Origin of the sequence: Streptomyces piniterrae (genome assembly GCF_005048155.1) — a bacterium.
Lineage (GTDB): Bacteria > Actinomycetota > Actinomycetes > Streptomycetales > Streptomycetaceae > Streptomyces > Streptomyces piniterrae.
In genome coordinates, this window is record NZ_SUMB01000003.1 from 56,173 (window position 1) to 81,817 (window position 25,645).

The window sequence follows — 25,645 nt, forward strand, 5'->3', positions numbered from 1 at the left end:
GTCGGGGACATGGCTCCTCCTGAGACGGGGGACGGAGTGGCATGGCCCGGCAACGCGCCTTGCTCTGGGGGCCGTTGATCGTTCTAGTCGCCCGAATTCCTCCTTGCAAGACCTTACGCAAGACATTGCAACGGTGTTACGTTCGATCCGAACCGGTCCGGCCGGCCGATGGGTTCGCGCACCATCCGCCGGACCCCACGCGCCCGGCCGGCCGGACCGGCCTCCACTCCCCCGCCTCATGCCGTCATCGAGGCGGCGGTCACCCCGGGGCGGGCCCCGTGGAGCCGCGGACGACCAGCTCCGGCTGGAAGACGAACTCGGTGTGCTGCACGGGCGCCGTCGACCCTTCCGCGCGGCCGCGGATCTCCTCGATCAGGGCGCCGACGGCCGCGGAGGCCATGGCCTGGACCGGCTGCCGCACCGTCGTCAGGGGCGGGTCGGTGAAGGCGATCAGCTGGGAGTCGTCGAAGCCGACGACCGACACCTGGTCCGGTACGCCGAGACCGCGCTGCCGGGCCGCGCGCACCACGCCCAGCGCCATCAGATCGCTGCCGCAGACGATGCCGGTACAGCCCTCGTCGAGGAGAGTGGCGGCCGCCGCATGGCCGCCCTCGACGCTGAACAGGGTGTGCCGGACACGCCGTTCGGCCTGCCCCCTCGACAGGCCGAACGACTCGCCCAGTGCCGCCATGAACCCCTCGGCCTTGCGGCGCGAGGGCACGTAGCGGGCCGGCCCGACGGCGAGGCCGATCCGCTCATGGCCCAGCTCGGCCAGATGGCGTACGGCCATCCGGGCCGCCGCCCCGTCGTCGGGCGAGACGAAGGGCGCGGCGATGTGCTCGTTGTAGCCGTTGATGAGCACTAAAGGGACGCCGCGGGAAGTCAGCCGGGCGTAGCGGGCCGGGTCGGCGCCGGTGTCGGCGTGCAGCCCGGACAGGAAGACGATGCCGGTGACACCGCGCTCCTCCAGCTGCTCGACGAGCTCGTCCTCGGTCGCGCCGCCCGGCATCTGGGTGCACAGGACCGGGGTGTAGCCGTGTCCGGCCAGCGACTGCTCGATGATCTGGGCGAAGGCGGGGAAGATCGGATTGGTCAGTTCGGGAATGACCAGCCCGACCAGTCCCGCGCTGCGCCGCCGCAGCCGTACCGGGCGCTCGTAGCCGAGGACGTCGAGGGCGGCGAGCACCCGCTGCCGGGTGCTCGCCGCGACGCCCGCCTTGCCGTTCAGGACGCGGCTGGCGGTCGCCTCGCTGACCCGCGCCTGACCGGCGATGTCGGCCAGCCGCGGGGTGGTGCGGGAAGCGGGCAGGGTCACGCCTCCCACCAGACGGCGGTGTCCGCGGGAAGGGTGAACTCGCCCTCGGCGAGCGGCAGTTCGCGGGAGGCGAGGAGCAGCCGCCCGTAGACCCGGTCCAGCCGGGCCGGGGCGTCGGTCGTGTTGACCGTGCAGATCAGGCCGCCGGGGCGGCGGAAGGCCAGTACGCCGTCGGGCGCGTCCAGCCACTCCACCGCGTCGCCCGCGCCGAGTCCGGGGTGTGCGCGGCGCAGGGTGAGTGCGGCGCGGTACAGCTCCAGCGTGGAGGACGGGTCGCCGGTCTGGGCCTGGACGGTCAGCTGGGCCCAGTCGGCGGGCTGCGGCAGCCAGCTGCCGCCGGTGCCGAAGCCGAACGGCGGCTCGTCGCCGGCCCACGGGAGCGGTACCCGGCAGCCGTCGCGCAGACCGTCCTGGCCGGTGTCCCTGGAACCCCGGGAGAACGCCGGGTCCTGGCGGACCTCGTCGGGCAGGTCGGTCACCTCGGGCAGGCCCAGTTCCTCGCCCTGGTAGACGTACGCCGAGCCGGGCAGCGCCAGCATCAGCAGGGCCGCGGCGCGGGCCCGGTCCGGGCCGCCGCCGAGCCGGGTGCGGTGGCGTACGACGTCGTGGTTGGAGAGCACCCAGGTGGTGGGAGCGCCGACCGGGCGCATCGCGTCCAGCGAGGAGTCGATGGCCTCGCGCAGGGCGGCGGCGTCCCAGTCGGTGTTCAGGTAGTGGAAGTTGAACGCCTGGTGCAGCTCGTCGGGGCGCAGGTAGAGGGCGGTGCGGTCGGCGCTGGGCGTCCATGCCTCGGCGACGCCGATGCGGTCCCCCGCGTACTCGTCCAGGACGGTGCGCCAGGAGCGGTAGATGTCGTGCACACCGTCCTGGTCGAAGAACGGCAGGACCTGGTTGCCGAGCAGTTTGAGCTGCCCGCCGTGGCCCATGTCGGGCAGCCCGGCGGCCTTGACCAGGCCGTGTGCGACGTCGACGCGGAAGCCGTCCACGCCCAGGTCCAGCCAGAACCGCAGGATGGAGCGGAACTCGTCCTGGACGGCGGGGTTCTCCCAGTTGAAGTCGGGCTGCTCCGGGGCGAAGAGGTGGAGGTACCACTCGCCGTCGGGGACCCGGGTCCAGGCGGGGCCGCCGAAGATGGACTCCCAGTCGTTGGGCGGAAGTTCGCCGTTCTCGCCGCGCCCCTTGCGGAAGTGGAAGCGCTCGCGCAGCGTCGAGCCGGGGCCCTCGGCCAGCGCGCGCCGGAACCAGTCGTGCTGGGTGGAGCAGTGGTTGGGGACGATGTCGACGATGATGCGCAGGCCGAGTTCGTGGGCCTGGTGGATCACCGCTTCGGCGTCGTCCAGGGTGCCGAAGACCGGTTCGATGGCGCGGTAGTCGGAGACGTCGTATCCGGCGTCGGCCTGCGGGGAGGCGTAGAAGGGGCTGAGCCAGACGGCGTCCACGCCCAGCTCCTTGAGGTACGGCAGGCGGCTCGCGATACCCGCCAGGTCCCCCATGCCGTCGCCGTTGCCGTCGGCGAAGCTGCGCGGATAGACCTGGTAGATCACCGCGTCGCGCCACCAGTCGGTGTGGTTGTGCTGTTGGGTCATGTCATCCCTTGGTAGTGCCGGCGGTCAGTCCGGATACGAGGTGGCGCTGGGCGAAGGCGAAGACGAGCGCGGCCGGTACGGCGATGATCACGGCGGCGGCGGTCATCGATCCCCAGTCGTTGGTGTACTGGTTGACGAAGGTCTGCAGGCCGCCGGCGAGGGTGAGGTTCTCCTCGCCGGTCATGAACGCGGAGGCGTAGGCGACTTCGGCCCAGGCGGTCACGAAGGTGTAGAAGCCGGTGACGGCGAGCCCCGGCCGGGCGAGCGGCAGCACCAGGCGCCAGAAGGTGCCGAACGGGTTGAGGCCGTCGACCCGCCCCGCCTCGTCGATCTCCACCGGGATGGTGTCGAAGAAGCCCTTCATCATCCAGGCGCAGAACGGCACGGCGATGGTGAGGTACGTGATGACCAGGCCCGCGGGCTGGTTGAGCAGATTGAGGCTCGCCAGCAGGTTGTAGAGCGGCACGATCAGCACCGCGACCGGGAACATCTGGGTGATCAGCAGCAGCCACATCAGCGGGCGCATCCCGGGGAAGCGGAAGCGGCTGACGGCGTAGCCGGTGGTGGCCGCGATGAAGACCCCGAGGACGGTGGTCGCACCCACGATGATCACGGAGTTCCTGAACCAGGTCAGGAACTCGGTATCGGCCAGTACGTGGCTGTAGTTGGCGAAGGTGAAGTGGGTGACCAGGCCGGTGGAGAAGGCGTCGTTCTTCGGTTTGAACGAGGTCACCAGCAGCCACAGGGGCGGGAAGACGGCCACGGCCGCGGCGGCGATCAGGGCCGCGTGCAGCCCGGCCGAGGCCAGCGGGCTTCTCTTGTTACGCATGCTTCGCCTGGGCGTCACGGTCGGCTTGGCGGACACGGTCACCACACCTCTCCCTGCTTGCGCAGCGCCCGGCGGTAGACCACCGCGACCAGCGAGAGCAGCACCAGGATCAGTACGCCCCAGGCCGCGGAAGCGGAGAAGTCGCGGGGGCTGTCGATGAAGGAGAGCCGGTAGGCGTACGTCACCAGGATCTCGGTGGCGTCGCCGGGCCCGCCCCGGGTGAGCAGGAAGATCACCGGGAACATGTTGAAGGTCCAGATGGCGGAGAGCAGGATCACGGTGCTGCTGACGGCGCGCAGCCCCGGCACGGTGATGTTGCGGAACCGCTGCCAGGCGTTGGCGCCGTCCATCTCAGCGGCCTCGTACAGCTCGCCGGGGATGGACTGCAGCCCGCCGAGGAGGGCGACGAGCATGAAGGGCACGCCCAGCCAGACATTGCAGGCGATGACCGAGAGCTTCGCCCAGGTCGGGTCGTTGAGCCAGGGGACCGCGTCGATACCGCCGCCGGCGAGCAGCTTGTTGAGGATGCCGTTCTTCTCGTTGTAGAGCATCCGCCAGGTGAAGATGGAGATGAAGGCGGGGACGGCCCAGGGCAGGATCAGCGCGAGGCGGTAGAAGGTGCGGCCGCGCAGCGTGCGGTTGAGCATGTTCGCCAGGGCCAGGCCGGTCAGGAAGGTGAGCGAGACACAGCCGACCGTCCACAGCACGGTCCAGCCCAGGCGGTCCCAGAAGACGGAGTCGGAGAGCACCGCCTGGTAGTTGTCCAGGCCGGTGAACTTGTAGGTCGCGGGGAGGTGGTTGACGCCGATGTGCCGCTCGACATTGGCCTCGTTGGCGTCGGTGAGGGAGAGGAAGACGCCGCGCACCAGCGGATAGCCGATGATCACCCCGATGACGAGTACCACCGGGGCGACCATCGTCCATGCGTACCAGTGGGTGCCGAATGCCCGGCGCACCCGTACAGCGAAGGTCACTTGTAGTCCTTGAGCAGCTTCCGGTAGGCGTCGCCGGTCGCCTTGGCGGCCTGCTCGGGCGAGGCGGCGCCGGTGAGCACCTTGTTCATCTGGACCTTGATCGGCTCGAAGAGCGAGTTGCCCTCGGCGATCCAGGGGCGCTGGACGGCGCCGTCGACGGCGGGCTTGAAGAACTCGACCATCTCGTTGTTCTTCACGGCCGGGACGTCGTATACGGACTTGCGGGTGGGCAGCAGGCTGAGCTGCTCGGTGGTCTGCTGCTGGATCTTGGCCGAGCTCATGTACTTCACGAAGGCGTAGGAAGCCCGGAGGTTCGCGGACCCGGCGTAGACCGACAGGTTCCAGCCGCCCTGCGGGGAGCCCTGGGCGCTGCCGCCGCCGGGGACGGGGGCGACGCCGAGGTTCTTCTTGTCCTTGAAGGCCTTGCCGGCGCGGGCGCCCTCGATGTCCCAGGGACCGTCGATGGCCATCGCGACGTTGCCGTCCTTGAGGGCCTTGAGCTGGTTCTCCTGGCCGTCGGTGGCGTCGGTGATCGCGGCCTTGGAGTCGACCAGGCTCTTGATCGTCTTGAACGCCTTCACCCCGGCGCCGTCGTCGATCTCCACGATCTTGTCGCGCGCGTCGACCATGTCGCCGCCCTCGCCGTAGAGGTAGGGCAGGAACCAGTAGGGGTCGTCGCCGCGCAGGTAGAGGGCGGTGGCGCCGGTCTTGGCCTTGATCTTCTTGGCGGCGGTGGCCAGCTCGGTGAAGCTCTTGGGCACCCCGACGCCGGCGTCCTTGAGGATCTTCTTGTTGTAGAAGAGCCCGAGGGTGTCGATGACCTGCGGCGCGGCGTAGGTCTTGCCCTTGAACCTGGTGCTGCCGACGGCCTGCGGGAGGTAGTCCTCGGTGTTGTCGAGGGCGGGGGTGCCGTCCAGCGGCGCGAGATAGCCGAGGTTGGCGAAGTCCGCGGTCCAGGCGACCTCGGTGCGCATCACATCGGGGGCGCCGGAGTTGCCGCCGGCCGCGTTCTTGAACTTGGCGTTGGCGTCGCCGAACGGCACGTTCACATATTTGACGTGGACCTTGGGGTGCTCCTTCTGGAACCCCTCGGCGAGCTTCTTGTAAGTCGCCTTCTCGGCGTCATTGGAGGTGTCCCAGAAGGTAACGGTTCCGGACAGTTCACCTCCGCTGTCGCCGCCGCCGTCGCCCTCCCCGCCACCGCACGCTGTCGCTGCCAGTGCCAGGCCCGCTACCAGGGCGGTGGCCGTAACGCCACGTATGCCACGCCGCATGTGAACTCCTTAGGGAAACGCCTCAGATGGCGGTCTGGAACGTAACAGCGCTGCAAACAAACCGAAAGACCTTGCGCAAAATTGCTGCAAGAATCCCGGAACGGATTGCAACACTTTGGCCGGAACAGCACCTCCCGCCCCCTCTCCTCCGTCACCCCGCGCCCACCCGAGCGTTGACCCCTTGAAGCACGACCGATCGACGCAGCACCCATGACAGACATACGACTCGTGGCCCGCAGGACTCTCGATCTCGACAGGGACGGCAGATGACCCAGGAGCTCACCTCCCCCAGCCCCGCCCCCCAGCCCCCCGGCCCTGGACGAGGTCCGGGATGGTGGCGCGACGCCGTCATCTACCAGGTGTACGTCCGCTCCTTCGCCGACAGCGACGGCGACGGCATCGGCGATCTGCGCGGCGTGTGCCGGCGGCTGCCGTACCTCAGGGACCTGGGCGTGGACGCCGTCTGGCTCACCCCGTTCTATGCGTCACCACAGGCCGACGGCGGCTATGACGTCGCCGACTACCGCGCCGTCGACCCGCTCTTCGGCAGCCTCCAGGACGCCGACGACCTGATCCGCGAGGCCCACGAACTGGGCCTGCGGATCATCGTCGACATCGTGCCGAACCACACCTCCGACCGGCACCCCTGGTTCCGGGACCCCGAGCTGGCCCGGCAGCGCTATGTCTTCCGCCCCGGCAAGGGCGAACACGGCGAACTCCCGCCCAACGACTGGGAGTCGGTCTTCGGCGGCCCCGCCTGGACCCGCACCGACCGCGGCGACTGGTACCTGCATCTCTTCGCCCCCGAGCAGCCCGACCTCGACTGGGACAACCCCGAGGTGCACGCCGAGTTCGCGGCCATCCTGCGCTTCTGGCTGGACCTGGGCGTTGACGGCTTCCGGATCGACGTCGCCCACGGCATGGTCAAGGCACCCGGCCTGCCGGACATCGGCTTCGGCGAACAGGCCAAGCTGATCGGCTCCCAGGTGCTGCCCTTCTTCGACCAGGACGGGGTGCACGCCATCCACCGCTCCTGGCGCCGGCTGCTGGACGGATACGGAGACGCCCACGGCAGGCAGGTGATCGGCGTCGCCGAGGCCTGGGCGCCCAGCCCCGAGCGGCTGGCGCTCTACGTCCGCCCCGACGAACTGCACCAGGCGTTCAACTTCCAGTTCCTGAACACGGGCTGGCAGGCCGACGCGCTGCGCTCGGTCATCGACGCCTCACTCGCCGCGACCGCCTCGGTCGGCGCCCCCACCACCTGGGTCCTCTCCAACCACGACGTCGTACGGCACACCACCCGCCTCGGCGGCAGCCTCGACCGCGCCCGCGCCGCCACCCTCCTGATGCTGGCGCTGCCCGGCTCCGTCTACCTCTACCAGGGCGAGGAACTGGGCCTGCCCGAGGTGACTGACCTGCCCGACGAGGTCCGCCAGGACCCGGCCTTCTTCCGCGGCCGCCGGGCCACCGGCCCGGCCGGTCCCGGCACCGACACCGAGGCGGCCCCCGACGGCCTCTCCGGCGGCAGCGGCCAGGACGGCTTCCGCGACGGCTGCCGGGTGCCGCTCCCCTGGTCCGGCGAGCTGCCGCCGTACGGCTTCGGGACCGGCGGCAGCTGGCTGCCGCAGCCCGCCGACTGGGGCGCGCTGACCGTTCAGGCCCAAACGGGCGACCCGTCCTCCACCCTGGAGCTCTACCGCACCGCGCTCGACCTGCGCCGCCGGCTGCCGGGCCTGGGCGACGGCGCGATGAGCTGGCAGCCGTCCCCCGAGGGGCTGCTCGCCTTCACCCGTCCCGGTGTGCTGTGCACCGTCAACACCCTCGGCCACGACATGGAGATCCCACTGCCCGGCAGCCCGCTGCTGGCCAGCGTCCCGGTGACCGTCAACGGGGACACGGCCGTACTCCCCGGTGACAGCTGTACCTGGTGGGCAATCTGAAACGCGGACGGTACAGTCCACCCATGACCGCCCGACTGGCCGATATCGCAGCGCAGGCGGGTGTCAGCGAGGCCACCGTCAGCCGAGTCCTCAACGGGAAGCCCGGCGTGTCCGCCGCCACCCGCCAGTCCGTGCTCGCCGCCCTCGACGTACTGGGCTACGAGCGCCCGCTCCGGCTGCGGCAGCGCAGCGCGGGCCTGGTCGGCCTGATCACACCGGAGCTGGAGAACCCCATCTTCCCGGCGTTCGCCCAGGTCATCGGGCAGGCGCTGACCCGCCAGGGCTACACGCCGGTCCTCGCGACACAGACGCCGGGCGGCTCCACCGAGGACGAGCTGACCGAGATGCTCGTGGACCGCGGCGTCGCCGGCATCATCTTCGTCTCCGGGCTGCACGCCGACACCTCCGCCGACATGCAGCGCTACGAGCAGCTCCGCGGCCAGGGCGTGCCGTTCGTCCTCATCAACGGGTTCTCCGACAAGGTCCAGGCCCCGTTCGTCTCCCCCGACGACCGGGCCGCGGTGCATCTGGCCGTCACGCACCTGGTGGCCCTGGGCCACCGGAAGATCGGCCTGGCCGTCGGCCCCAAACGGTTCGTTCCCGTGCAGCGGAAGATAGAGGGCTTTCTGCGCAGCATGCAGGAGCAGCTGGACCTCGGGCCCGCCGCGGCGGAGGACTTCATCCAGCACTCCCTCTACACGCTGGAGGGCGGCCAGGCCGCGGCCGGCGCGCTGATCGACCGGGGCTGTACGGCCATCGTCTGCGCCAGCGACATGATGGCGCTCGGCGCGATCCGCTCGGCCCGGCAGCGCGGCCTCGACGTACCGCGCGAGATGTCCGTCGTCGGCTTCGACGACTCCCCGCTCATCGCCTTCACCGACCCGCCGCTGACCACGATCCGGCAGCCGGTGCCCGCGATGGGGCAGGCGGCGGTGCGCGCACTCCTGGAGGAGATCGGCGGTACGCCCGCCCCGCACAGCGAGTTCGTCTTCCTCCCCGAGCTGGTGGTGCGCGGTTCCACCGCCTCGGCCCCGAAGGCCGCGAGGATCCCCAAGCCGCTCCGGCCCTCCTGACGCATGCGACCCCGGCAAGGCCGCGACCCCGACGGGTCGCGGCCTTGATTGGTTGCGCCCCCGTCCCCTGACGATCGCCGGGGTCGCCCCTCCCCCTTGAGACCGATGCAAGTCATCGAATACCCGACCAAAGGATGATCGGCGACACGCCCGTTTCTGGCAGACTGTCTGCCTATGGGTGATGCGAATGTGAGCACTTTGGACGGCCATCCGGCCAGCCCGCAACCCAACGGGAAGCGTCCGGACGAGGACCGCCGCCCTGACGGGGACCGCGCAGAACACCCGTCAGAAAGCAGCAGGATCGGCCGGCTACGGGCGCCGCGCAGGCCCCGGATCTGGTTCGAGATCCTGCTCATCGCGGTCAGTTACTGGACGTACTCCCTCATTCGCAACGCGGTGCCCGAACAGAAGGCACAGGCACTCAGGAACGCCGACTGGATCTGGCGCGCGGAGCACTCCCTGGGCATCGCCGTGGAACACACCGTCAACCACGCGGTGAATTCCGTGACCTGGCTCATCGTCTCGATGAACTACTACTACGCGACCCTGCACTTCATCGTGACGATCGGCGTCCTGGTCTGGCTCTACCGCTGGCACCCGGGCCGCTACGCCGCGGCCCGGCTGGCCCTGTTCGCCACCACCGGAGTCGCCTTGCTCGGCTACTACTTCTACCCGTTGGCGCCGCCACGCCTGATGCCCGACGGCGGTTTCATCGACACCCTGATCAAACACGACACATGGGGCTCGATGGCGTCCGGCAATCTCGCGTCGATGTCCAACCAGTACGCCGCGATGCCGTCGATGCACATCGGCTGGTCGCTGTGGTGCGGCATCACCATCGCCCTCCTGTCACACCGCTGGTGGACCAGGGCCCTCGGCCTGCTCTACCCCACCGTGACACTGCTGGTCATCGTCTGCACCGCCAACCACTTCTGGCTGGACGCGGTCGGCGGCGTCCTCTGCCTGTCCTTCGGCTTCGGAGTGGCCTGCGCCTGGTACGGGATGCTGCCGCATCGCCTCACGCGCCATCTGGCAGCACCGGACGCGAGCCTCCTGAAGACGGGCTGAGCCAGCCTTGTTCACCCGTTCGGCGTAGCAGCGGCGGATAGCCATCCACCACGCCCCGGCTCCCCGAGCCGCAGCCGACAACCAAGGCGCGCCCCAACCATCTCTCCCCACCCACCCACGGGAGGTGCCGGAGCTCAGGACGGAGTCCGGAGATCCGGCACCGCACCCGAAAACCAGCCGCCCGCCGCAGGCGCAACGGCGACAACCCCCCACGGCGGGCCAGCCGAAAACGGCGAGCAACCAAGCCCGGCTCAGGCAAAGCGCAGCGAACCGTCACGCGCCGTAGAAGATCTCCTCCACCACACCCCGAGCCCGCCGCGTGATCCGCCGGTAGTCGTCCAGCATCTCGCCGACGTGGCCCTCCTCGTAGCCGAGGTAGCGGCCCACGGCCGCCAGTTCCCGGCCGTCGACGGGGAACGTGTCGCCGGGGCGGCCGCGGACCAGCATCACCGCGTTGCGCACCCGGGCCGCCAGCACCCAGGCCTCGTCGAGGATCTGGGCGTGCTCGGTGTCGAGCAGGCCCGCGGCGTGCGCGGCGGCCAGCGCCTCGCGGGTGCGGGTGGTGCGCAGCCCGGGGTACTCCCAGCCGTGCTGCATCTGGAGCAGCTGGACCGTCCACTCGACGTCGCTCAGACCGCCGCGCCCCAGTTTGGCGTGGGTGGTCGGGTCGGCGCCGCGCGGCAGCCGTTCGGACTCCATCCGGGCCTTGAGCCGGCGGATCTCGCGGACCGCGTCCTCGCCGAGGCCCTCGGCCGGGTAGCGCAGCGGGTCGATGAGATCGACGAAGCGCTGCGCCAACTCGGCGTCGCCGGCGACGGGTTCGGCGCGGAGCAGGGCCTGGGCCTCCCAGACCAGCGACCAGCGGCGGTAGTAGGCCGCGTACGAGGCGAGGGTGCGGACCAGGGGGCCGGAGCGGCCCTCCGGGCGCAGGTCGGCGTCGATGAGCAACGGCGGGTCGGCGGACGGGAGTTGCAGCAGCCGGCGCATCTCGTTGGCGACGGCGTACGCGGCCTTGGCGGCTTCGTGTTCGTCGGCCCCGTCGCGCGGTTCGTGCACGAAGAGCACATCCGCGTCCGAGCCGTAGCTGAGCTCATGGCCGCCGAAGCGGCCCACGCCGATCACCGCGAAGCGGGTGGGCAGGGTGTCGCCCCACTGCTCGCGGACGGCGGCGCGCAGGGCGCCGGCGAGGGTGGCGGCGTTGAGGTCGGAGACCGCGGAGCCGACGGCGTCGATGGCGTGACCGTGGTCCTCCTCCGCGGGGGTGCCCTCGGTGCCGTATGCCCCGATCAGGTCGGCCGCGGCGGTACGGAACAGCTCTCGGCGGCGCACCCCGCGGGCCACCGCGACCGCCGCCTCGGCGCCGTCCGCGCGGCCGACCGCCGCCAGCACCTCCTGCTCCAGCGCGTCACGGCCGCGCGGCTGGAGCCCGTCCGGCGCGCCGAGCAGCGCGACCGCCTCGGGGGCGCGCAGCAGCAGGTCGGGGGCGAGCCGCCCGGCCGACAGCACCCGGGCGAGGTTCTCGGCGGCCGCGCCCTCGTCGCGCAGCAGCCGCAGATACCAGGGCGTCCTGCCGAGCGCGTCGGAGACCTTGCGGAAGTTGAGGAGTCCGGCGTCCGGGTCGGCGGAGTCCGCGAACCAGGCCAGCAGCACCGGCAGCAGCGTCCGCTGGATCGCGGCCTTGCGGGTCACGCCGGACGCCAGCGCCTCCAGGTGGCGCAGCGCGCCGACCGGGTCGGCGTAGCCGAGGGCTTCCAGGCGGTGTCCCGCGGCCTTGGCGGACAGCCTGGTCTCGCCGGTCTCCAGATGCGCGACGGCGTCCAGCAGCGGCCGGTAGAAGAGCTTCTCGTGCAGCCGGCGCACCTCGCGGGCGTGCCACTTCCACTCCTTGCGGAGGCTGTCCACCGGTTCGGTGCGCAGTCCCATCGAGCGGCCCAGGCGCCGCAGATCGGCCTCTTCCTCGGGCATCAGATGCGTACGGCGCATCCGGTGGAGCTGGATGCGGTGTTCCAGGGTGCGCAGAAAGCGGTAGGCGGCGTCGAGGGCGGCGGCGTCCTGGCGGCCGACGTAGCCGCCGGCGGCGAGTGCCCCGAGGGCCTCCAGCGTGGTGGCGCTGCGCAGTGTGGCGTCGCTGCGGCCGTGCACCAACTGCAGCAGCTGGACGGCGAATTCGACGTCGCGCAGCCCGCCGGGGCCGAGCTTGAGCTCACGGTCGACCCGGTCCGCCGGGATGTTCTCGACGACCCGGCGGCGCATCTGGCGGACGTCGGCGACGAAGTTCTCCCGCTCGGCGACCTGCCACACCATCTGCGACAGCGCGTCGACGTACTCCTTGCCCAGCTCCAGGTCACCGGCCATCGGACGGGCCTTGAGCAGCGCCTGGAACTCCCAGGTCTTGGCCCAGCGCTGGTAGTAGGCGAGATGGCTGGACAGGGTGCGCACGAGGGGGCCGTTGCGGCCTTCGGGCCGCAGGTTGGCGTCCACCGGCCAGATGGTGCCCTCGGCGGTGACGTCCGAGCAGATCCGCATCATCCGGGAGGCGAGCCGGGTCGCGGCCTGCAGCGCCCTGGCCTCGCCCCCGTCCCGGGACAGCTCCCCTTTCGGCTCGGCGACGAAGATGACATCGACGTCCGAGACATAGTTCAGCTCACGGCCGCCGCACTTGCCCATCGCGAGGACGGACAGCCGGGAGACGGCGGCGTCGTCCGGCTGTTCCTCGCAGGAGATCTCCAGGGCGGCCCGGACCGTGGCGGTGGCCAGGTCCGCCAGCTCCGCCGCGGCCTCGGCGACATCGGTCGTGCCGCACACATCGCGGGCCGCGATGCCCAGCAGACACCGGCGGTAGGCGGCGCGCAGCGCGTCCGCGCGGGAGCGTCCCGCGCCCCGCTCGCCCCAGATGCCCTCCGCGAGCGCCTGCTCGAACTCGGGGGTGGTGGGGTGCAGATCGGCCGACTCGTAGGTGACCAGCGAATGCCAGTCCTGCGGATGCCGGGCGAGATGGTCGCCGAGCGCCTCGGAGGCGCCCAGCACCCCGAGCAGCCGGTCGCGCAGCGGTTTCGCCGAGACGATGGTGCTGAGCAGGGACTGCTGTTCGTCCTGGTCCAGGGCCTCCACCAGGCGGACCAGGCCGAGCAGCGCGAGATCGGGATCCGCGGTGGCGCTCAGCGCTTCGAGGAGCACCGAGTCGTCGCGTACGGAGGCGAAGGCGGGGACGTCGAGCAGCCGCCCGGCCGCCGAGGGGTCGGTGAAACCGTGCCTCAGCAGCCGGGTGAAGGCGCTGCTCCGCCGTCCCTGCGGAGCGGGTGGTGCCATGGCGGTGCGGCCTCCCTGGGACTCAGAGCACGGGCAGCATCTTGCGCAGCTCGAAGGCGGTGACCTCGGAGCGGTACTCCTCCCACTCCTGCTTCTTGTTGCGCAGGAAGAAGTCGAAGACGTGCTCGCCCAGGGTCTCGGCGACCAGCTCGCTGCGCTCCATCAGCTCGATGGCCTCGCCGAGGTTCTGCGGCAGCGGCTCGATGCCCATCGCCCGGCGCTCGGAGTCGGACAGCGCCCAGACGTCGTCATCGGCGCCGGCCGGCAGCTCGTAGCCCTCCTCGATGCCCTTGAGGCCGGCGGCGAGCAGCACCGCGTACGACAGGTAGGGGTTGGCGCCGGTGTCGATCGAGCGGACCTCGACCCGGGCGGAGCCGACCTTGCCGGGCTTGTACATCGGGACGCGGATCAGCGCGGAGCGGTTGTTGTGGCCCCAGCAGATGTACGAGGGGGCCTCGCCGCCGGCGCCTGCGGTGCGGTTGGTGCCGCCCCAGATGCGCTTGTAGGAGTTCACCCACTGGTTGGTGACGGCGGAGATCTCACCGGCGTGCCGCAGCAGGCCGGCGATGAACGAGCGGCCCACCTTGGAGAGTTGGTACTCCGCGCCCTGCTCGTGGAAGGCGTTGCGGTCGCCCTCGAAGAGGGAGAGGTGGGTGTGCATGCCGGAGCCCGGGTACTCCGAGAACGGCTTGGGCATGAACGTCGCCTGGACGCCCTGCTCCAGTGCGACCTGCTTCATGACCAGCCGGAACGTCATGATGTTGTCGGCGGTGGAGAGCGCGTCGGCGTACCGCAGGTCGATCTCCTGCTGGCCGGGCGCGCCCTCGTGGTGGCTGAACTCCACCGAGATGCCCATCGACTCCAGCATGGTGATCGCCTGGCGGCGGAAGTCCATGCCGACGTTCTGCGGGGTGTGGTCGAAGTAGCCGGAGGAGTCGGCGGGGGTGGGCCGGGTGCCGTCCACCGGCTTGTTCTTGAGCAGGAAGAACTCGATCTCGGGGTGGGTGTAGAAGGTGAACCCGAGGTCGGAGGTCTTGGCCAGGATGCGCTTGAGGACATAGCGCGGGTCGGCGTACGACGGGGAGCCGTCCGGCATCAGGATGTCGCAGAACATCCGGGCGGTGCCGGGGGCCTCGGCGCGCCAGGGCAGGATCTGGAAGGTGCCCGGGTCCGGCTTGGCGATCATGTCGGACTCGTACACCCGGGCGAACCCTTCGATGGCGGAGCCGTCGAAGCCGATGCCCTCGTCGAAGGCCTGCTCCAGCTCGGCCGGGGCCACCGCCACGGACTTGAGGAATCCGAGTACGTCGGTGAACCACAGCCGGACGAAGCGAATGTCGCGCTCTTCCAGCGTTCGGAGCACAAACTCCTGCTGCTTGTCCATGGGTCACCAATCCTTGCAGGTCAATCGGCCTGTCCACGCCCGTCGATCAACGTGCGTGGCACACCAGTATCACGTGAGGGGGTTACCGTCACATTACGCACCCTTGGCCTGAATCAGAACCGGCGGGCCGTTACCCCTGTGCTGATCCTTCCCGCATGCGGGACGTTCAGTGCAGCCGGGGTGGCAATCGGGTGCGACTATCCGGGGACTGCCAGTCGACTACGGGTCGGCTACCGGTCGACTACGGGTCACCCGGGGGTCGGCTACGGAACGTGGCGAATTCGTCACAGGTATTCAAATTTCCACTTGACGGCATCGCCCTCGGCGCAGCGGCCGAGGTACATAGCCGCCTTTTCGCGGGTGAGGCAATTATCGCGCCAGCCCTTTTCCTCGGCCAGTTGGTTGCGCACCAGATAATAGCCACCGGGACGCGGGTCCAGTTGCCAGGCCGAGTTGAATTCCCAGCATGTCCAGGTCCCGACGATTTTCCTCCGATGGCCCTTCTCGGCCGCGCCCAGACAGATAGGGAAATACCTGGGGGGAGGCATTTCGAACCGCACGTATCCGTTGGAGAAACGGGTCAGCAGTCAGCGTGAATCGCCCTGCTCACAGCCGTCCAGCAGGGACCGGTTGGGCCGCTCCCGGTAGACGACGCAACGGGCGTGCCCGGCGGACTTGTTGGTCAGCCGCACCGCTTCGGATTCGACGGCGTAAACGTCCGGGGGACCGCCCTGATCGCCCCCGGCGAGCAGCACGTAGAAAAACACCAGGACCAGCGCCAGGCGACCACTCCGATAGAAGTGGATATCACGGCCGGCCTGAATGATCTGGGCGTGCCCGGACGCCTTGGCTACCTGCTTTACGGACGGCTGCCGCGCGCCGCTCATCGCCCGTTGCCGTACTGATCGTCGTCATGCCGATAGCTGTGCCGACAGCCGCACTGACAGCCGTGCCGGTGGCCGTACCGATGGCGGTCCGCCACCGGTTCCGTACTCGATGCCGCCGCCCCTGCCGCCGGACACATACCGCTATCCGCCTCCCGCGCCGTCGGCTCAGCCGGCCATAGGCCTCAATTCTCCTGCCATTCCCGCGAGTTGAGGCCGGCTTCGGGCATCTCGCTCAGGGCTGCTCCAGTACGGCACGGGCCACCGCCTCCGGCGCGTCGGCCATCACCAGGTGTCCGGCGGGCGCGGCGACCGCGAAGTGGCCGGCCAGCTCCGCGGCGAGTGCCCGCTGCCGCTCCAGCCAGCGCAGTTCGCGCGCGGTCTCGCTGCCGCCGTATGCCGCCAGCACCGTCACCGGCGCCGCGGGCAGCGGATGGCCGGGGCGGAGCGCGGCGAGTTCGGCCGCCTGGTAGGGGTAGGTCGCGTTCTCCAGGACGCAGGCGCGCACCACACGGCTGGTGCGGTATCCGGCGCGCTCCCAGGGGTGCGGGGGGTGGCTGCCGACGGTCCCGGTGCGGCCGATCAGTCGGCGGGCGGCCGGGCCGAGGGCGCGCGGGATTCCGGCGGCGGACAGCGCGGTGGCCACGCCGCTCGCCCAGGCGGTGCGTACGGTGCGCGGCAGCAGCGGCCGTGGGTCCTCCTCGACGCTGCCGTCGACCAGGACGAGCCCGGCGCAGCGGTCCGGGTGCAGCCGGGCGAACGCCTCGGCGTGGAAACCGGCGAGCGAGTGGCCGACGACGGTCGCCGGGCCCGGGTGGCCGAGCGCGTCCAGGAGACCGGCGATCCGGTCCGCCTCGTCGGCGAGGGTGGGCGGTGCGGGCGCCGGGGCGCTCAGGCCGAGACCGGGCCGGTCGAAGCGGACGACCGTACGGTGCGGGGCGAGCAGCGCGGCGACCGCGTCCCAGTCGAACCAGGCCATACCGAGGCCCCCGCTGAGGACACACACCGGGCCACGGCCCTCGGACAGGACGTGCAGCGGTATGCCGCCCACGCGCAGCATGCGGCCGGGGGCGGAGAGGGCGGGAGGGGGGGTGCGGGCCCGGGTCATCAGGGGGCCTCCGGGGGGCCGGGTTCTGGGGTGGTGGTGTCGGGAGCGGTGGTGCCCGGGACGCTGTCGTTCCGGGTGCCGGTGTCCCGGGTGCGGGTGTCCCGGGCGGGGGGCTTCGGCCTGCGGGCGCGCGGGTCGGGTGCTGCCGGGTCGGGTGGCGCCGGTTCAGGTGCCGCTGGTTCGGATGCCGCCGGTTCGGGTGCCGCTGGTTCGGATGGCACCGGTTCGGATGGCACCGGTTCAGGTGCCGCTGGTTCGGATGCCGCCGGTTCGGGTGCCGCTGGTTCGGATGGCACCGGTTCGGATGGCACCGGTTCAGGTGCCGCCGATTCGGATGCCGCCGGTCGGGGTGCCGCCGGTTCGCGGGCCACGCACCAGGCGAGCAGCGCGACGTACAGGGCGACCAGCAGGACCTGGAGGCGCTGGCCGACGCCCAGGGCCCAGGTGCCCTTGCCCGTCGTGAAGGCCGCGACGGACGCCAGCGTCCAGAGCGTGGCGGCGAGTTCGGCCAGCACCAGCGGCGGCCCGAAGCGGCCGAGCGACGGCCACCGGTCGTAGCGGCGGGCGGCGAAGGTGAGCAGGACCAGGGCGGCGAGTGCGCCGACCATGGCGAGCGAGCTGCTGATGGCGTGCGCGGTGTGGGTGGCCGGCACCAGGCCCGCGGTCTCGCGTGCCGCGCACTCCGGGTCGCTGGTCGGCGCGCAGCTCAGCGGCAGCCGGGAGTCGACGGCGGTGGCGGCGCCGAAGAGCGCGAGCGCGGCCCATCCGGCCGTCGCCCAGGGCCTGCGCTCCGGCATCAGCAGCGCGGCCGCCGCCCCGGCCAGCACCAGAAGGCCGGCGACCAGGTCGGTGGCCCGGAAGACGCCGCCGAGCGGCTGGTCGGCGGCGGCGAGTTCGCTGACGTACGCCTGCACCGGGTTGAGGCCGGTGGAGACCACCACCTCGAGGACCCAGGCGGTGTACGCGACGGAGCCGAGCAGCAGCGGTACGGCGGCCGCCCGTCGGCGGGAGCGGGCGGTGCGGGTCGGGGTCACGGACATCCTGGTGGTCGGGTGTGCGCCGGTGGCGCGGGACGCGGCGGCGCGAGAGGCCAAGGATAGGCGGGCGGTGGACGGCAATGCGGCGATAACGGCGCAAAGGGCTGCGGGTGGCAGGCCCTTGACGGGAGCAATACCCCTCGGGGGTAAGGTGCCCCCGAGGGCGAGCCCATAGACGTGGGAGTCCGCCGGAGAGGTCCGCGATGCGCGAGCAGCAGAAGCGAGAGCAGGGGAAGGCCGCCGCTTGGTGCGGCCGGCTGCTGCTGTTCGCCGCGCTGATCGCCGGCATCGTCACGATGCATACGTTCGGGCATCCGGCGGGCGGGCACGGCGGCCATGCCACGCTCTCGGCGGCCGCCCCGCGCGCGGCCGGGCACGCCATGACGCACACGCCCGTGCGGCCCATGGCCGGAGGCCCCGTGGCCGGCCACGCGACGGTGCTTCGCTCGACGCCGGCCCACTCGACGGCGGCCCACTCGACGGCGGCCCACTCGACGCCAGGCCGCCCGATGGCGGCGCACGCCGGGCCGGCACACCCCGTGGCGGCTCACCCCATGCCCGCACACCCCGCGGCTCACCCCGCCCACCACCACGCGGCCGACTCCGGCGGCGGTGGCGCCATGGACCCCGGCGCGGTCTGCCGGGCCGTGCTCTCGTACTGGGCGCCGGCCCTGCTCGTCCTCCTCGGCGCGGGGGTGCTGCTCGGGTGGGGCGGCCGGCTCGCCGGTCTGCTGGCCGCGCTGCGCGCCCTGCTGCTGCGCGGCCTGCGGCCGATACCGCCACCGCCCCGCCGCAAGGCCCTCGCCCGGTTGTCGGTGCTGCGCGTGTAGGAGCGCCCCGGCCTGTGACGCCTGCCCGCGTCCACGGCCCCGCGCCTTCACCCACATCACACCGACACCCTCATGAGGTGCTCCTTCACCATGCGTAACGACTCAACGCACTCGGCCACACACTCGATCACGCACTCCCGCCGCGCCCTGCTCGGCGCGGGTATCGCCGTCGCCGGCGGCGGCCTGCTCGCCGCCTGTTCGGGCGGCGGCCATGGCTCCCACGCCGGCATGGACGGCATGGACCACTCCGGTACGGGGGCCGCCCCGGCCGGCTATGTCTCCCCCGACGGCCCCGAGGTCGCCGCCGCGGAGCGCAAGCGCGGCTCCGGGCCCGTACGGAAGGTCTCGCTCACCGCCACCCCGGCCCGGCTGGAACTCGGCGGGCGGACCGTCAACTCCTGGGCGTACGGCGACGATCTGCCCGGCAAGGAGGTGCGCGTGACGGCCGGGGACACCCTCGCGCTGACCCTCGCCAACCACCTCCCGCAGGCCACGTCCCTGCACTGGCACGGACTGGCACTCCGCAACGACATGGACGGCGTTCCCGGCCTGACCCAGCGGGCCGTCAGGGCGGGCGGCTCCTTCACCTACCGGTTCGCGGTCGCGCACCCCGGTACGTACTGGCTTCATCCGCATTCGGGCGTGCAGCAGGACCGCGGGCTGTACGCGCCGCTGATCGTCGAGGACCCGAAGGAACCGCTGTCGTACGACAAGGAGTGGGTCGTCGTCCTGGACGACTGGGTCGACGGGGTGGACGGCAGCACCCCGGACACGGTCCTCGCCGAGCTGCGCAGGGGCATGGGCGGCGACGCCGGCCACGCGGGCATGGACCACGGGAACACGGGCGGCATGGGCCACGGGGACATGGACGGCATGGACCACGGCGACATGGGTGACATGGGCGGCATGGATCACGGCGATACGGGCGGCACGGGCAAGGCGGGGCGCCCCGGGTCCCGTGGGCCGTCCCGGATGCTGATGGGCGCCACCAGCAAGTGGCTGGGCGGCGACGCGGGCGATGTGGACCACCCGTTCCACCTGGTCAACGGCCGTACCGCGGAGGATCCGCAGACGTTCCGCGCCAAGCCCGGCGACCGTATCCGGATCCGCTTCATCAACGCGGGCGGCGACACCGCCTACCGCGTCGCGCTCGGCGGCCACACCATGACCGTGACGCACACCGACGGCTTCCCCGTCGAGCACGCCAGGACCGAGGCGCTGCTGCTGGGGATGGGCGAGCGCTATGACGTCCTGGTCACCGCGCGGGACGGCGTGTTCCCGCTCACCGCGCTCGCCGAGGGCAAGAAGCGCTCCGCGCTGGCCGTGCTGCGCACCGGCGGCGGCGCGGCGCCCGGCCCGTCGGCCCGCCCCAAGGAGCTGGACGCCCGGCCGCTGACCGCTGACCGGCTGAAGGCCGCCGAGTCCGTACGGGCCCCTGGGGGCGGGGCCGGCCGGCCCGACCGCACGATCAAGCTCGATCTCACCGGCTCCATGGCGGCGTACGACTGGGCGATCAACAAGAAGCCGTACCGGGCGTCGCAGCGGTACGCGGTCCGGGCGGGCGAGCGCGTCCGGCTCTCCTTCCGCAACCGCACCGGCATGTGGCACCCGATGCATCTGCACGGGCACACCTTCGCGCTGCCGGACGGCGGTCCCCGCAAGGACACCGCGATCGTGCTGCCGGGACGTACCCTCGACGTCGATTTCGACGCCGACAACCCCGGTCTGTGGATGATCCACTGCCATAACGTCTATCACTCGGAGTCCGGGATGATGACGGTCCTCGGCTACCGGAAGAAGTAGCCGGGAACGAGTAGCCGGAAGGCCGGGCAGCAACACCTGGCAACAACACCAGAAGCAACAGCAGCACCAGGAGTTACGGGCACCCCGCCCATTGCGTCAGAAAGACGATTACACTGGCGGGGTGCCTCAACTTCGTCTCGCCCTGAACCAGATCGACTCCTGCGTCGGCGATCTCGCCGGGAACGCCGAGACGATCGTGCACTGGACCCGGCACGCCGCCGACCAGGGCGCGCACCTCGTCGCGTTCCCCGAGATGGCGCTGACCGGCTATCCCGTCGAGGACCTGGCACTGCGTCCGTCGTTCGTCGAGGCGAGCCGGGTCGCGCTGCGGACGCTCGCCGGCCGGCTGGCCGCGGAGGGCCTGGGCGAACTCCCGGTCGTCGTCGGCTATCTCGACCGCGGCGAGCAGGACGTGCCGCGGTACGGGCGCCCCGCAGGCGCCCCCCAGAACGCCGCCGCCGTGCTGCACCGCGGCGAGGTCGCCCTCACCTTCGCCAAGCACCATCTGCCCAACTACGGCGTCTTCGACGAGTTCCGGTACTTCGTTCCCGGCGACACGCTGCCCGTGGTGCGCGTGCACGGCGTCGATGTCGCGCTCGCCATCTGCGAGGACCTGTGGCAGGACGGCGGCCGGGTGCCGGCGGCGCGGAGCGCGGGCGCCGGGCTGCTGCTGTCGGTCAACGCCTCGCCGTACGAGCGGGACAAGCACGACACCCGCCTGGAGCTGGTCCGCAAGCGCGCCCAGGAGGCCGGCTGCACCACCGCCTACCTGGCGATGATCGGCGGCCAGGACGAGTTGGTCTTCGACGGTGACTCGATCGTCGTCGACAAGGACGGCGGGGTGATCGCACGGGCCCCGCAGTTCGCCGAGGGCTGCGTCCTGGTCGACCTGGCACTGCCGGCCGCGGCCGCCGAGCCCCCCTCCGGCGTCGTCGACGACGGGCTGCGCATCGACCATGTCACCCTCTCCGCCGACCCGTTGCCCGCCTATCCGCCCGAGACGCTCGGCGGCGAGGCGGAACGGCTCGACGACATCGAGGAGATCTACACCGCGCTCGTCGTCGGCCTGCGCGCGTATGTCGCCAAGAACGGCTTCCGCAGCGTGGTCATCGGACTCTCCGGCGGCATCGACTCGGCGCTGGTCGCCGCCATCGCCTGCGACGCGCTCGGCGCGTCCCACGTCCACGCCGTCGCGATGCCGTCCCGCTATTCCTCGGAACACTCGCTCACCGACGCCGCCGAGCTCGCGCGCCGCACCGGACTCAACTTCCGTACGGTGCCGATCGGTCCGATGTTCGACGCCTACATGGAGGCGCTGGGCCTGACGGGCCTCGCCGAGGAGAACCTCCAGTCCCGGCTGCGCGGTACGACGCTGATGGCGATCTCCAACCAGGAGGGCCATCTGGTTCTGGCGCCGGGCAACAAGTCCGAGCTGGCATGCGGCTATTCGACCCTCTACGGCGACTCGGTCGGCGCGTACGGGCCGATCAAGGACGTCTACAAGACCGTCATCTTCCAGCTCGCCCGCTGGCGCAACCGGGCCGCGGCGGACCGCGGCCAGACGCCGCCGATCCCCGAGAACTCCATCGCCAAGCCGCCGAGCGCCGAGCTGCGCCCCGGCCAGGTCGACACCGACTCACTGCCCGACTACGAGATCCTCGACCGCGTCCTGGAACTGTACGTCGACCGCGACCGCGGCCGGGAGGAGATCGTGGCGCAGGGCTTCGACGAGGAACTGGTCACGCGGGTCCTGCGGATGGTGGACCACGCCGAGTACAAGCGGCGCCAGTACCCGCCGGGCACCAAGATCTCCGCCAAGGGGTTCGGCAAGGACCGGCGGCTGCCGATCACCAATCACTGGCGGGAAGGGGCCTGAGGGATCGGGCACCGGCGCCGCTGTGGCCGCTCGGCGGCGCCGGCATGCACGCTCCGGCCGGTCATGGTGGACTGAAAGCGAGGAAACGGACGAGAAGACGACTCGCCCCCGGGCGGGGAGGTGACTTCATGTTCGGTCGCGCCGGCAAGGCTCGGAACATCGTCCTCGTGTGGCTGATCTGGCCGCTGCTCACTCTCGGCATCTACCACCTCGTCTGGTACTACAAGGTGAACCGGGAGGCCCGGGACTTCGACGAACGGATCGAGGTCAGCCCGGTGCTGGCGCTCCTGGCCATCACCCTGGGCTGGTTTGTGATCGTTCCCCCGTTCGTCTCGGTCTACAACACCGGTCAGCGCATCGCCAGGATGCAGGAGTCGGCGGGGTTGCGGCCTCCCAGCTGCAACCCGTGGATCGGGCTGATCCTCTTGATCGTCGCCGCCCTGTACCCGCTGTACCACCAGCACGAGCTCAACCAGATCTGGGAGCGCTACCAGAACCCGGAAGAGGGTGCGCAGGTACCGCTCGTGTCCTGAGGGCGTGTCAGGTGGACCGTTCCGCCGTCACCGCCCCGGCGTCCACGGCGGTCCCTGTCTCCGGGCTGCGCGCCACGATCCTCGACGTGTCGCGGGAGCCCCGGTCCAGGAGGCCGGCGGTGACGGCGACGGCCAGACCGAGCGCCGCCAGACCGGCGCCGACCAGGGTCGGGGACGTCCAGCCCCAGCCCGCTGACAGGGCCAGGCCGCCGGCCCAGGCGCCACCCGCGTTGGCGAGGTTGAAGGCGGACTGGTTGGAGGCGGCGGCCAGCGTCGGTGCCTGCTGGGCCTTGTTCATGACGAGCATCTGGAGGGGAGTCGTCGTGAGGAAGCCGACCGCGCCGATGACGACGACGGTGACCAGGGCGGCCCACTTCACCTGGGCGGTGAAGTGGAAGGCGGCCAGGACGAGGGCGAGCGCGGCCAGCGACCCGTACAGGGTGGGCCGCAGCGCCCGGTCGGTGAGCGGTCCCGCGGCGAGCGCGCCGAGGGTCATGCCGATGCCGAACAGGGCGAGGACGACCGTCACCGAGGTCTCGGAGAAGCCGGTGACCTCGGTCATCATCGACGCGAGATAGCTGTAGACGGCGAAGATGCCGGCGAAGCCGAAGACGGTGGTGAGCAGGCCGAGCAGCACCTGGCGGTTGCCGAGGGCCCGCAGTTCGCGGCCCAGGCCGGTGCGCTCCTCGGCCGGCAGCGGCGGGATCAGCCGGGCCAGGGAGGCCATCGCGGCCAGGCCGATGGCGGCCACCACGAGGAAGGTGGCGCGCCAGCCGAGGTGCTGGCCGAGCAGTGTCGCGGCGGGTACGCCGACGATGTTGGCGATGGTCAGGCCGAGGAACATGGTGGCGACGGCGCGCGCCTGGCGGCTCTCGTGCACCAGCCGTGCGGCGACCACCGCGCCGACGCCGAAGAACGCGCCGTGCGGGAGCCCGGCGAGCAGCCGGCCGGCGATCAGCAGACCGAAGGTGGGGGCCAGGGCGGAGGCGAGGTTGCCGACCGTGAAGAGCGCCATCAGCAGGACGAGCATCCGCTTGCGCGGGATGCGGGAGCCGAGGGCGGTGAGGAGCGGGGCGCCGATGACGACGCCGAGGGCGTAGGCGGAGACGAGGTAGCCGGCGGTGGGCACCGAGGTGCCCAGGTCGTCCGCGACGTTGGGCAGCAGGCCCATCATCACGAATTCGGTGGTGCCGATTCCGAAGGCCGAGATCGCGAGCGCGAGCAGAGCCAAGGGCATGAAGAACCTTCCGGGGTGATGCGCATGCTGGCGGGCACACGGGCAGGGGTGCGGGGAGACTTAAGTTCAGTTACGGAACAAAGTCTCTCAGGCCCAGCGCCCCGATACGGGAACAGGGCGTGAAAATCCCGCGTCAGATGCGCCACACCGGGCTGACGGACCGGCCGGTCGGACGGCCGGCGGGTGGGCGCCGGCCGTCGGACGGCCGCCGCCCACCCCGTCAGAGCTTCACCCTCGCCGCCATCGGCAGGTGGTCGCTGCCGGTCGACGCCAGCGACCAGGACGCGACCGGGTCCATGCCCTTCGTCATGATGTGGTCGATCCGGGCCATCGGGAAGCCCGCCGGCCAGCTGAAGCCGAAGCCGTCGCCCGCCGCGCCCTGCGCGGACCGCATCTGGGAGGTGACCGGGGCCAGCGACCGGTCGTTCATGGTGCCGTTGAGGTCGCCGAGCAGAATCGCCTTCTTCACCGGGTCGGCGGCGATCGCCTCGCCCAGCGCCTCGGCGCTGCCGTCCCGCTGGTTCGCGGTGAAGCCCGCCTCGAGCTTGACCCGTACCGACGGGAGGTGCGCGACGTAGACGGCGACCTTCTGACCGTTGGCGGTGACGACGGCGCGCAGCGCCCGCGTCCAGCCCAGCTTGATGTCCACCGGGGCGGAGTCGGACAGCGGGTGCTTGCTCCACAGGCCGACGGTGCCCTGCACGGTGCTGTGCGGGAACGTCTTCGCCAGCTCCCGCTTGTACGTCGGCAGGGCGTCGCTGGTCAGTTCCTCCAGGGCCACCACGTCGGCGCCGGAGGCCGCGATCTTCCTGGCGGTCGCCGCGGGGTCGGGGTTGTCCGCGTCGACGTTGTGCGTGGCGACCGTGAGATTGCCGCCCGTGCCGGCCTTGTCGGTGACCTGCCCGCCGAAGAGGTTGACCCAGACGACGACCGGCAGCAGCAGCGCGACGAGCGCGGTCGCCGAGCGGCGCAGCACCGCGAGGGCGAAGAGCAGCAGGATGCCGAGCCCCAGCCACGGCAGGAAGGTCTCCAGCAGACTGCCCAGATTTCCCACCGCGTTGGGGACCCGGGCGTGCAGGAACATCAGCAGCCCGAGCAGCACCGCGAGGACGGCGAGCACGATGCCGCGCCGCCACATCCCTTCGGGGCGCCACCAGTTCACCAGGCGTCCGGCTCGGGAACCGGTCCGCCCAGGCGTCTCGCCCTGTCCCGGCTCCGTCATAAATGCCTGCGCCATTCCGCCGTCCTCACTGCCTCGCTCCGGTGCGCCTCGCCTGTGGTTCCTGACCCTAGGCGATGGTCCGTAACGCACTTTCTTAGAAATGAGGACGGGGTGGTGACGGGTCGGGGTTCCGAAGGAGAGGCAGGTGAACCCGGCTGTGACAGAACGGGCATGGTTCGGTCATGTGACGGGGACGGGAGGCGGCCGGGGGACATCCTCCTGGTGGTGTTCGGCGGAGGTTGTCCGGGCGGTGTCTGCCAGGTGCGGGGCCAGATCGTGCAGTCCGATCCACGGCCGATTTGGAGAATTCGAACACAGCCGCGAGCTGCCGGTCGGTGAGGTTGGTTCGGCACGCCATCGCGA

At 71.2% G+C, this 25,645-nt stretch carries 19 protein-coding genes and 1 pseudogene; 7 read left to right on the top strand and 13 right to left on the bottom strand.

Annotated elements, in window-relative coordinates:
- Nucleotides 1-259: 259 nt before the first annotated feature.
- Genes FCH28_RS08890 through FCH28_RS08910 form a run of 5 tightly spaced genes read right to left on the bottom strand, consistent with a single transcriptional unit; the run spans nt 260 to nt 5,978 of the window.
- Nucleotides 260-1,315 (bottom strand): LacI family DNA-binding transcriptional regulator, encoded by a 1,056-nt coding sequence (locus FCH28_RS08890; RefSeq protein WP_246102599.1) that lies wholly within the window; start codon nt 1,313-1,315, stop codon nt 260-262.
- Nucleotides 1,312-2,901 carry a glycoside hydrolase family 13 protein gene (locus FCH28_RS08895; RefSeq protein ID WP_136739231.1) on the bottom strand — a complete coding sequence of 530 codons (1,590 nt, stop codon included), beginning with the start codon at nt 2,899-2,901 and terminating at the stop codon, nt 1,312-1,314. The genes FCH28_RS08890 and FCH28_RS08895 overlap by 4 nt, the downstream gene beginning before the upstream one ends.
- A gap of 1 nt (nt 2,902) precedes the next feature.
- Nucleotides 2,903-3,730 (bottom strand): sugar ABC transporter permease, encoded by an 828-nt coding sequence (locus FCH28_RS08900; RefSeq protein WP_136739232.1) that lies wholly within the window; start codon nt 3,728-3,730, stop codon nt 2,903-2,905.
- Nucleotides 3,731-3,768: 38 nt separating this feature from the next.
- Nucleotides 3,769-4,647, bottom strand: a complete 879-nt coding sequence (locus FCH28_RS08905; protein WP_425471916.1) for a carbohydrate ABC transporter permease — start codon at nt 4,645-4,647, stop codon at nt 3,769-3,771.
- A 53-nt stretch (nt 4,648-4,700) separates the two neighbouring features.
- Nucleotides 4,701-5,978: an extracellular solute-binding protein gene (locus tag FCH28_RS08910; protein ID WP_136739234.1), complete on the bottom strand. Its 1,278-nt coding sequence runs from the start codon at nt 5,976-5,978 to the stop codon at nt 4,701-4,703.
- 266 nt (nt 5,979-6,244) lie between these two features.
- Here FCH28_RS08910 and FCH28_RS08915 point away from each other — a divergent pair, with 266 nt between their 5' ends.
- The 3 genes from FCH28_RS08915 to FCH28_RS08925 all read left to right on the top strand — a co-directional run bounded on the left by FCH28_RS08915 (nt 6,245) and on the right by FCH28_RS08925 (nt 10,059).
- Complete coding sequence (locus FCH28_RS08915) at nt 6,245-7,918, top strand: glycoside hydrolase family 13 protein (RefSeq protein WP_136739235.1); 1,674 nt, start codon at nt 6,245-6,247, stop codon at nt 7,916-7,918.
- A 23-nt stretch (nt 7,919-7,941) separates the two neighbouring features.
- Complete coding sequence (locus FCH28_RS08920) at nt 7,942-8,991, top strand: LacI family DNA-binding transcriptional regulator (protein ID WP_136739236.1); 1,050 nt, start codon at nt 7,942-7,944, stop codon at nt 8,989-8,991.
- 174 nt (nt 8,992-9,165) lie between these two features.
- Nucleotides 9,166-10,059: a phosphatase PAP2 family protein gene (locus FCH28_RS08925; protein ID WP_136739237.1), complete on the top strand. Its 894-nt coding sequence runs from the start codon at nt 9,166-9,168 to the stop codon at nt 10,057-10,059.
- A 273-nt stretch (nt 10,060-10,332) separates the two neighbouring features.
- On the opposite strand, the gene FCH28_RS08930 is transcribed toward FCH28_RS08925, so the two are convergent.
- From FCH28_RS08930 to FCH28_RS08955, 6 genes and pseudogenes are all read right to left on the bottom strand, one after another.
- Complete coding sequence (locus FCH28_RS08930) at nt 10,333-13,368, bottom strand: bifunctional [glutamine synthetase] adenylyltransferase/[glutamine synthetase]-adenylyl-L-tyrosine phosphorylase (protein WP_136739238.1); 3,036 nt, start codon at nt 13,366-13,368, stop codon at nt 10,333-10,335.
- 22 nt (nt 13,369-13,390) lie between these two features.
- A complete protein-coding gene (gene glnA, locus FCH28_RS08935) occupies nt 13,391-14,752 on the bottom strand; it encodes a type I glutamate--ammonia ligase (protein ID WP_136739239.1) in 1,362 nt (453 codons plus the stop codon).
- Between the two features lie 284 nt (nt 14,753-15,036).
- Nucleotides 15,037-15,312: a hypothetical protein gene (locus tag FCH28_RS08940; protein WP_136739240.1), complete on the bottom strand. Its 276-nt coding sequence runs from the start codon at nt 15,310-15,312 to the stop codon at nt 15,037-15,039.
- A gap of 27 nt (nt 15,313-15,339) precedes the next feature.
- Nucleotides 15,340-15,639: a hypothetical protein gene (locus FCH28_RS08945; RefSeq protein ID WP_136739241.1), complete on the bottom strand. Its 300-nt coding sequence runs from the start codon at nt 15,637-15,639 to the stop codon at nt 15,340-15,342.
- A 232-nt stretch (nt 15,640-15,871) separates the two neighbouring features.
- Nucleotides 15,872-16,744, bottom strand: coding sequence for an alpha/beta fold hydrolase (locus FCH28_RS08950; RefSeq protein WP_187363795.1), 873 nt, complete (start codon nt 16,742-16,744; stop codon nt 15,872-15,874).
- Between the two features lie 359 nt (nt 16,745-17,103).
- Nucleotides 17,104-17,784 (bottom strand): annotated as a pseudogene (locus tag FCH28_RS08955) (DUF998 domain-containing protein); the annotation flags it as partial.
- Nucleotides 17,785-17,984: 200 nt separating this feature from the next.
- Here FCH28_RS08955 and FCH28_RS08960 point away from each other — a divergent pair.
- The 4 genes from FCH28_RS08960 (at nt 17,985) to FCH28_RS08975 (ending at nt 22,823) form a co-directional block, all read left to right on the top strand.
- Nucleotides 17,985-18,611, top strand: a complete 627-nt coding sequence (locus FCH28_RS08960; protein WP_136739242.1) for a hypothetical protein — start codon at nt 17,985-17,987, stop codon at nt 18,609-18,611.
- A gap of 90 nt (nt 18,612-18,701) precedes the next feature.
- Nucleotides 18,702-20,414, top strand: coding sequence for a multicopper oxidase family protein (locus FCH28_RS08965; protein WP_136739243.1), 1,713 nt, complete (start codon nt 18,702-18,704; stop codon nt 20,412-20,414).
- 121 nt (nt 20,415-20,535) lie between these two features.
- Nucleotides 20,536-22,290, top strand: a complete 1,755-nt coding sequence (locus FCH28_RS08970; protein ID WP_136739244.1) for an NAD+ synthase — start codon at nt 20,536-20,538, stop codon at nt 22,288-22,290.
- Between the two features lie 128 nt (nt 22,291-22,418).
- Entirely contained in the window at nt 22,419-22,823 is a 405-nt protein-coding gene (locus FCH28_RS08975; protein ID WP_136739245.1) for a DUF4234 domain-containing protein, read from the top strand.
- A 7-nt stretch (nt 22,824-22,830) separates the two neighbouring features.
- Here the strand turns inward: FCH28_RS08975 and FCH28_RS08980 are convergent, their stop codons facing one another.
- Nucleotides 22,831-24,060, bottom strand: a complete 1,230-nt coding sequence (locus FCH28_RS08980; RefSeq protein WP_136739246.1) for an MFS transporter — start codon at nt 24,058-24,060, stop codon at nt 22,831-22,833.
- Between the two features lie 220 nt (nt 24,061-24,280).
- The gene (locus FCH28_RS08985) at nt 24,281-25,198 is read right to left on the bottom strand and encodes an endonuclease/exonuclease/phosphatase family protein (protein WP_425471917.1); all 918 of its coding nucleotides are present in this window, start codon (nt 25,196-25,198) and stop codon (nt 24,281-24,283) included.
- Nucleotides 25,199-25,645: the final 447 nt, after the last annotated feature.

Bases quoted from the DNA above. Each gene is read 5' to 3' on its own strand.
- FCH28_RS08900 (WP_136739232.1), bottom strand. From the start codon at position 3,730: ATGCGTAACAAGAGAAGCCCGCTGGCCTCGGCCGGGCTGCACGCGGCC.
- FCH28_RS08985 (WP_425471917.1), bottom strand. From the start codon at position 25,198: ATGTGGCGGCGCGGCATCGTGCTCGCCGTCCTCGCGGTGCTGCTCGGG.
- FCH28_RS08905 (WP_425471916.1), bottom strand. From the start codon at position 4,647: ATGGTCGCCCCGGTGGTACTCGTCATCGGGGTGATCATCGGCTATCCG.
- FCH28_RS08915 (WP_136739235.1), top strand. From the start codon at position 6,245: ATGACCCAGGAGCTCACCTCCCCCAGCCCCGCCCCCCAGCCCCCCGGC.
- FCH28_RS08920 (WP_136739236.1), top strand. From the start codon at position 7,942: ATGACCGCCCGACTGGCCGATATCGCAGCGCAGGCGGGTGTCAGCGAG.
- FCH28_RS08965 (WP_136739243.1), top strand. From the start codon at position 18,702: ATGCGTAACGACTCAACGCACTCGGCCACACACTCGATCACGCACTCC.
- FCH28_RS08950 (WP_187363795.1), bottom strand. From the start codon at position 16,744: ATGACCCGGGCCCGCACCCCCCCTCCCGCCCTCTCCGCCCCCGGCCGC.
- FCH28_RS08945 (WP_136739241.1), bottom strand. From the start codon at position 15,639: ATGAGCGGCGCGCGGCAGCCGTCCGTAAAGCAGGTAGCCAAGGCGTCC.
- FCH28_RS08960 (WP_136739242.1), top strand. From the start codon at position 17,985: ATGCGCGAGCAGCAGAAGCGAGAGCAGGGGAAGGCCGCCGCTTGGTGC.
- glnA (WP_136739239.1), bottom strand. From the start codon at position 14,752: ATGGACAAGCAGCAGGAGTTTGTGCTCCGAACGCTGGAAGAGCGCGAC.
- FCH28_RS08980 (WP_136739246.1), bottom strand. From the start codon at position 24,060: ATGCCCTTGGCTCTGCTCGCGCTCGCGATCTCGGCCTTCGGAATCGGC.
- FCH28_RS08975 (WP_136739245.1), top strand. From the start codon at position 22,419: ATGTTCGGTCGCGCCGGCAAGGCTCGGAACATCGTCCTCGTGTGGCTG.
- FCH28_RS08910 (WP_136739234.1), bottom strand. From the start codon at position 5,978: ATGCGGCGTGGCATACGTGGCGTTACGGCCACCGCCCTGGTAGCGGGC.
- FCH28_RS08925 (WP_136739237.1), top strand. From the start codon at position 9,166: ATGGGTGATGCGAATGTGAGCACTTTGGACGGCCATCCGGCCAGCCCG.
- FCH28_RS08895 (WP_136739231.1), bottom strand. From the start codon at position 2,901: ATGACCCAACAGCACAACCACACCGACTGGTGGCGCGACGCGGTGATC.
- FCH28_RS08930 (WP_136739238.1), bottom strand. From the start codon at position 13,368: ATGGCACCACCCGCTCCGCAGGGACGGCGGAGCAGCGCCTTCACCCGG.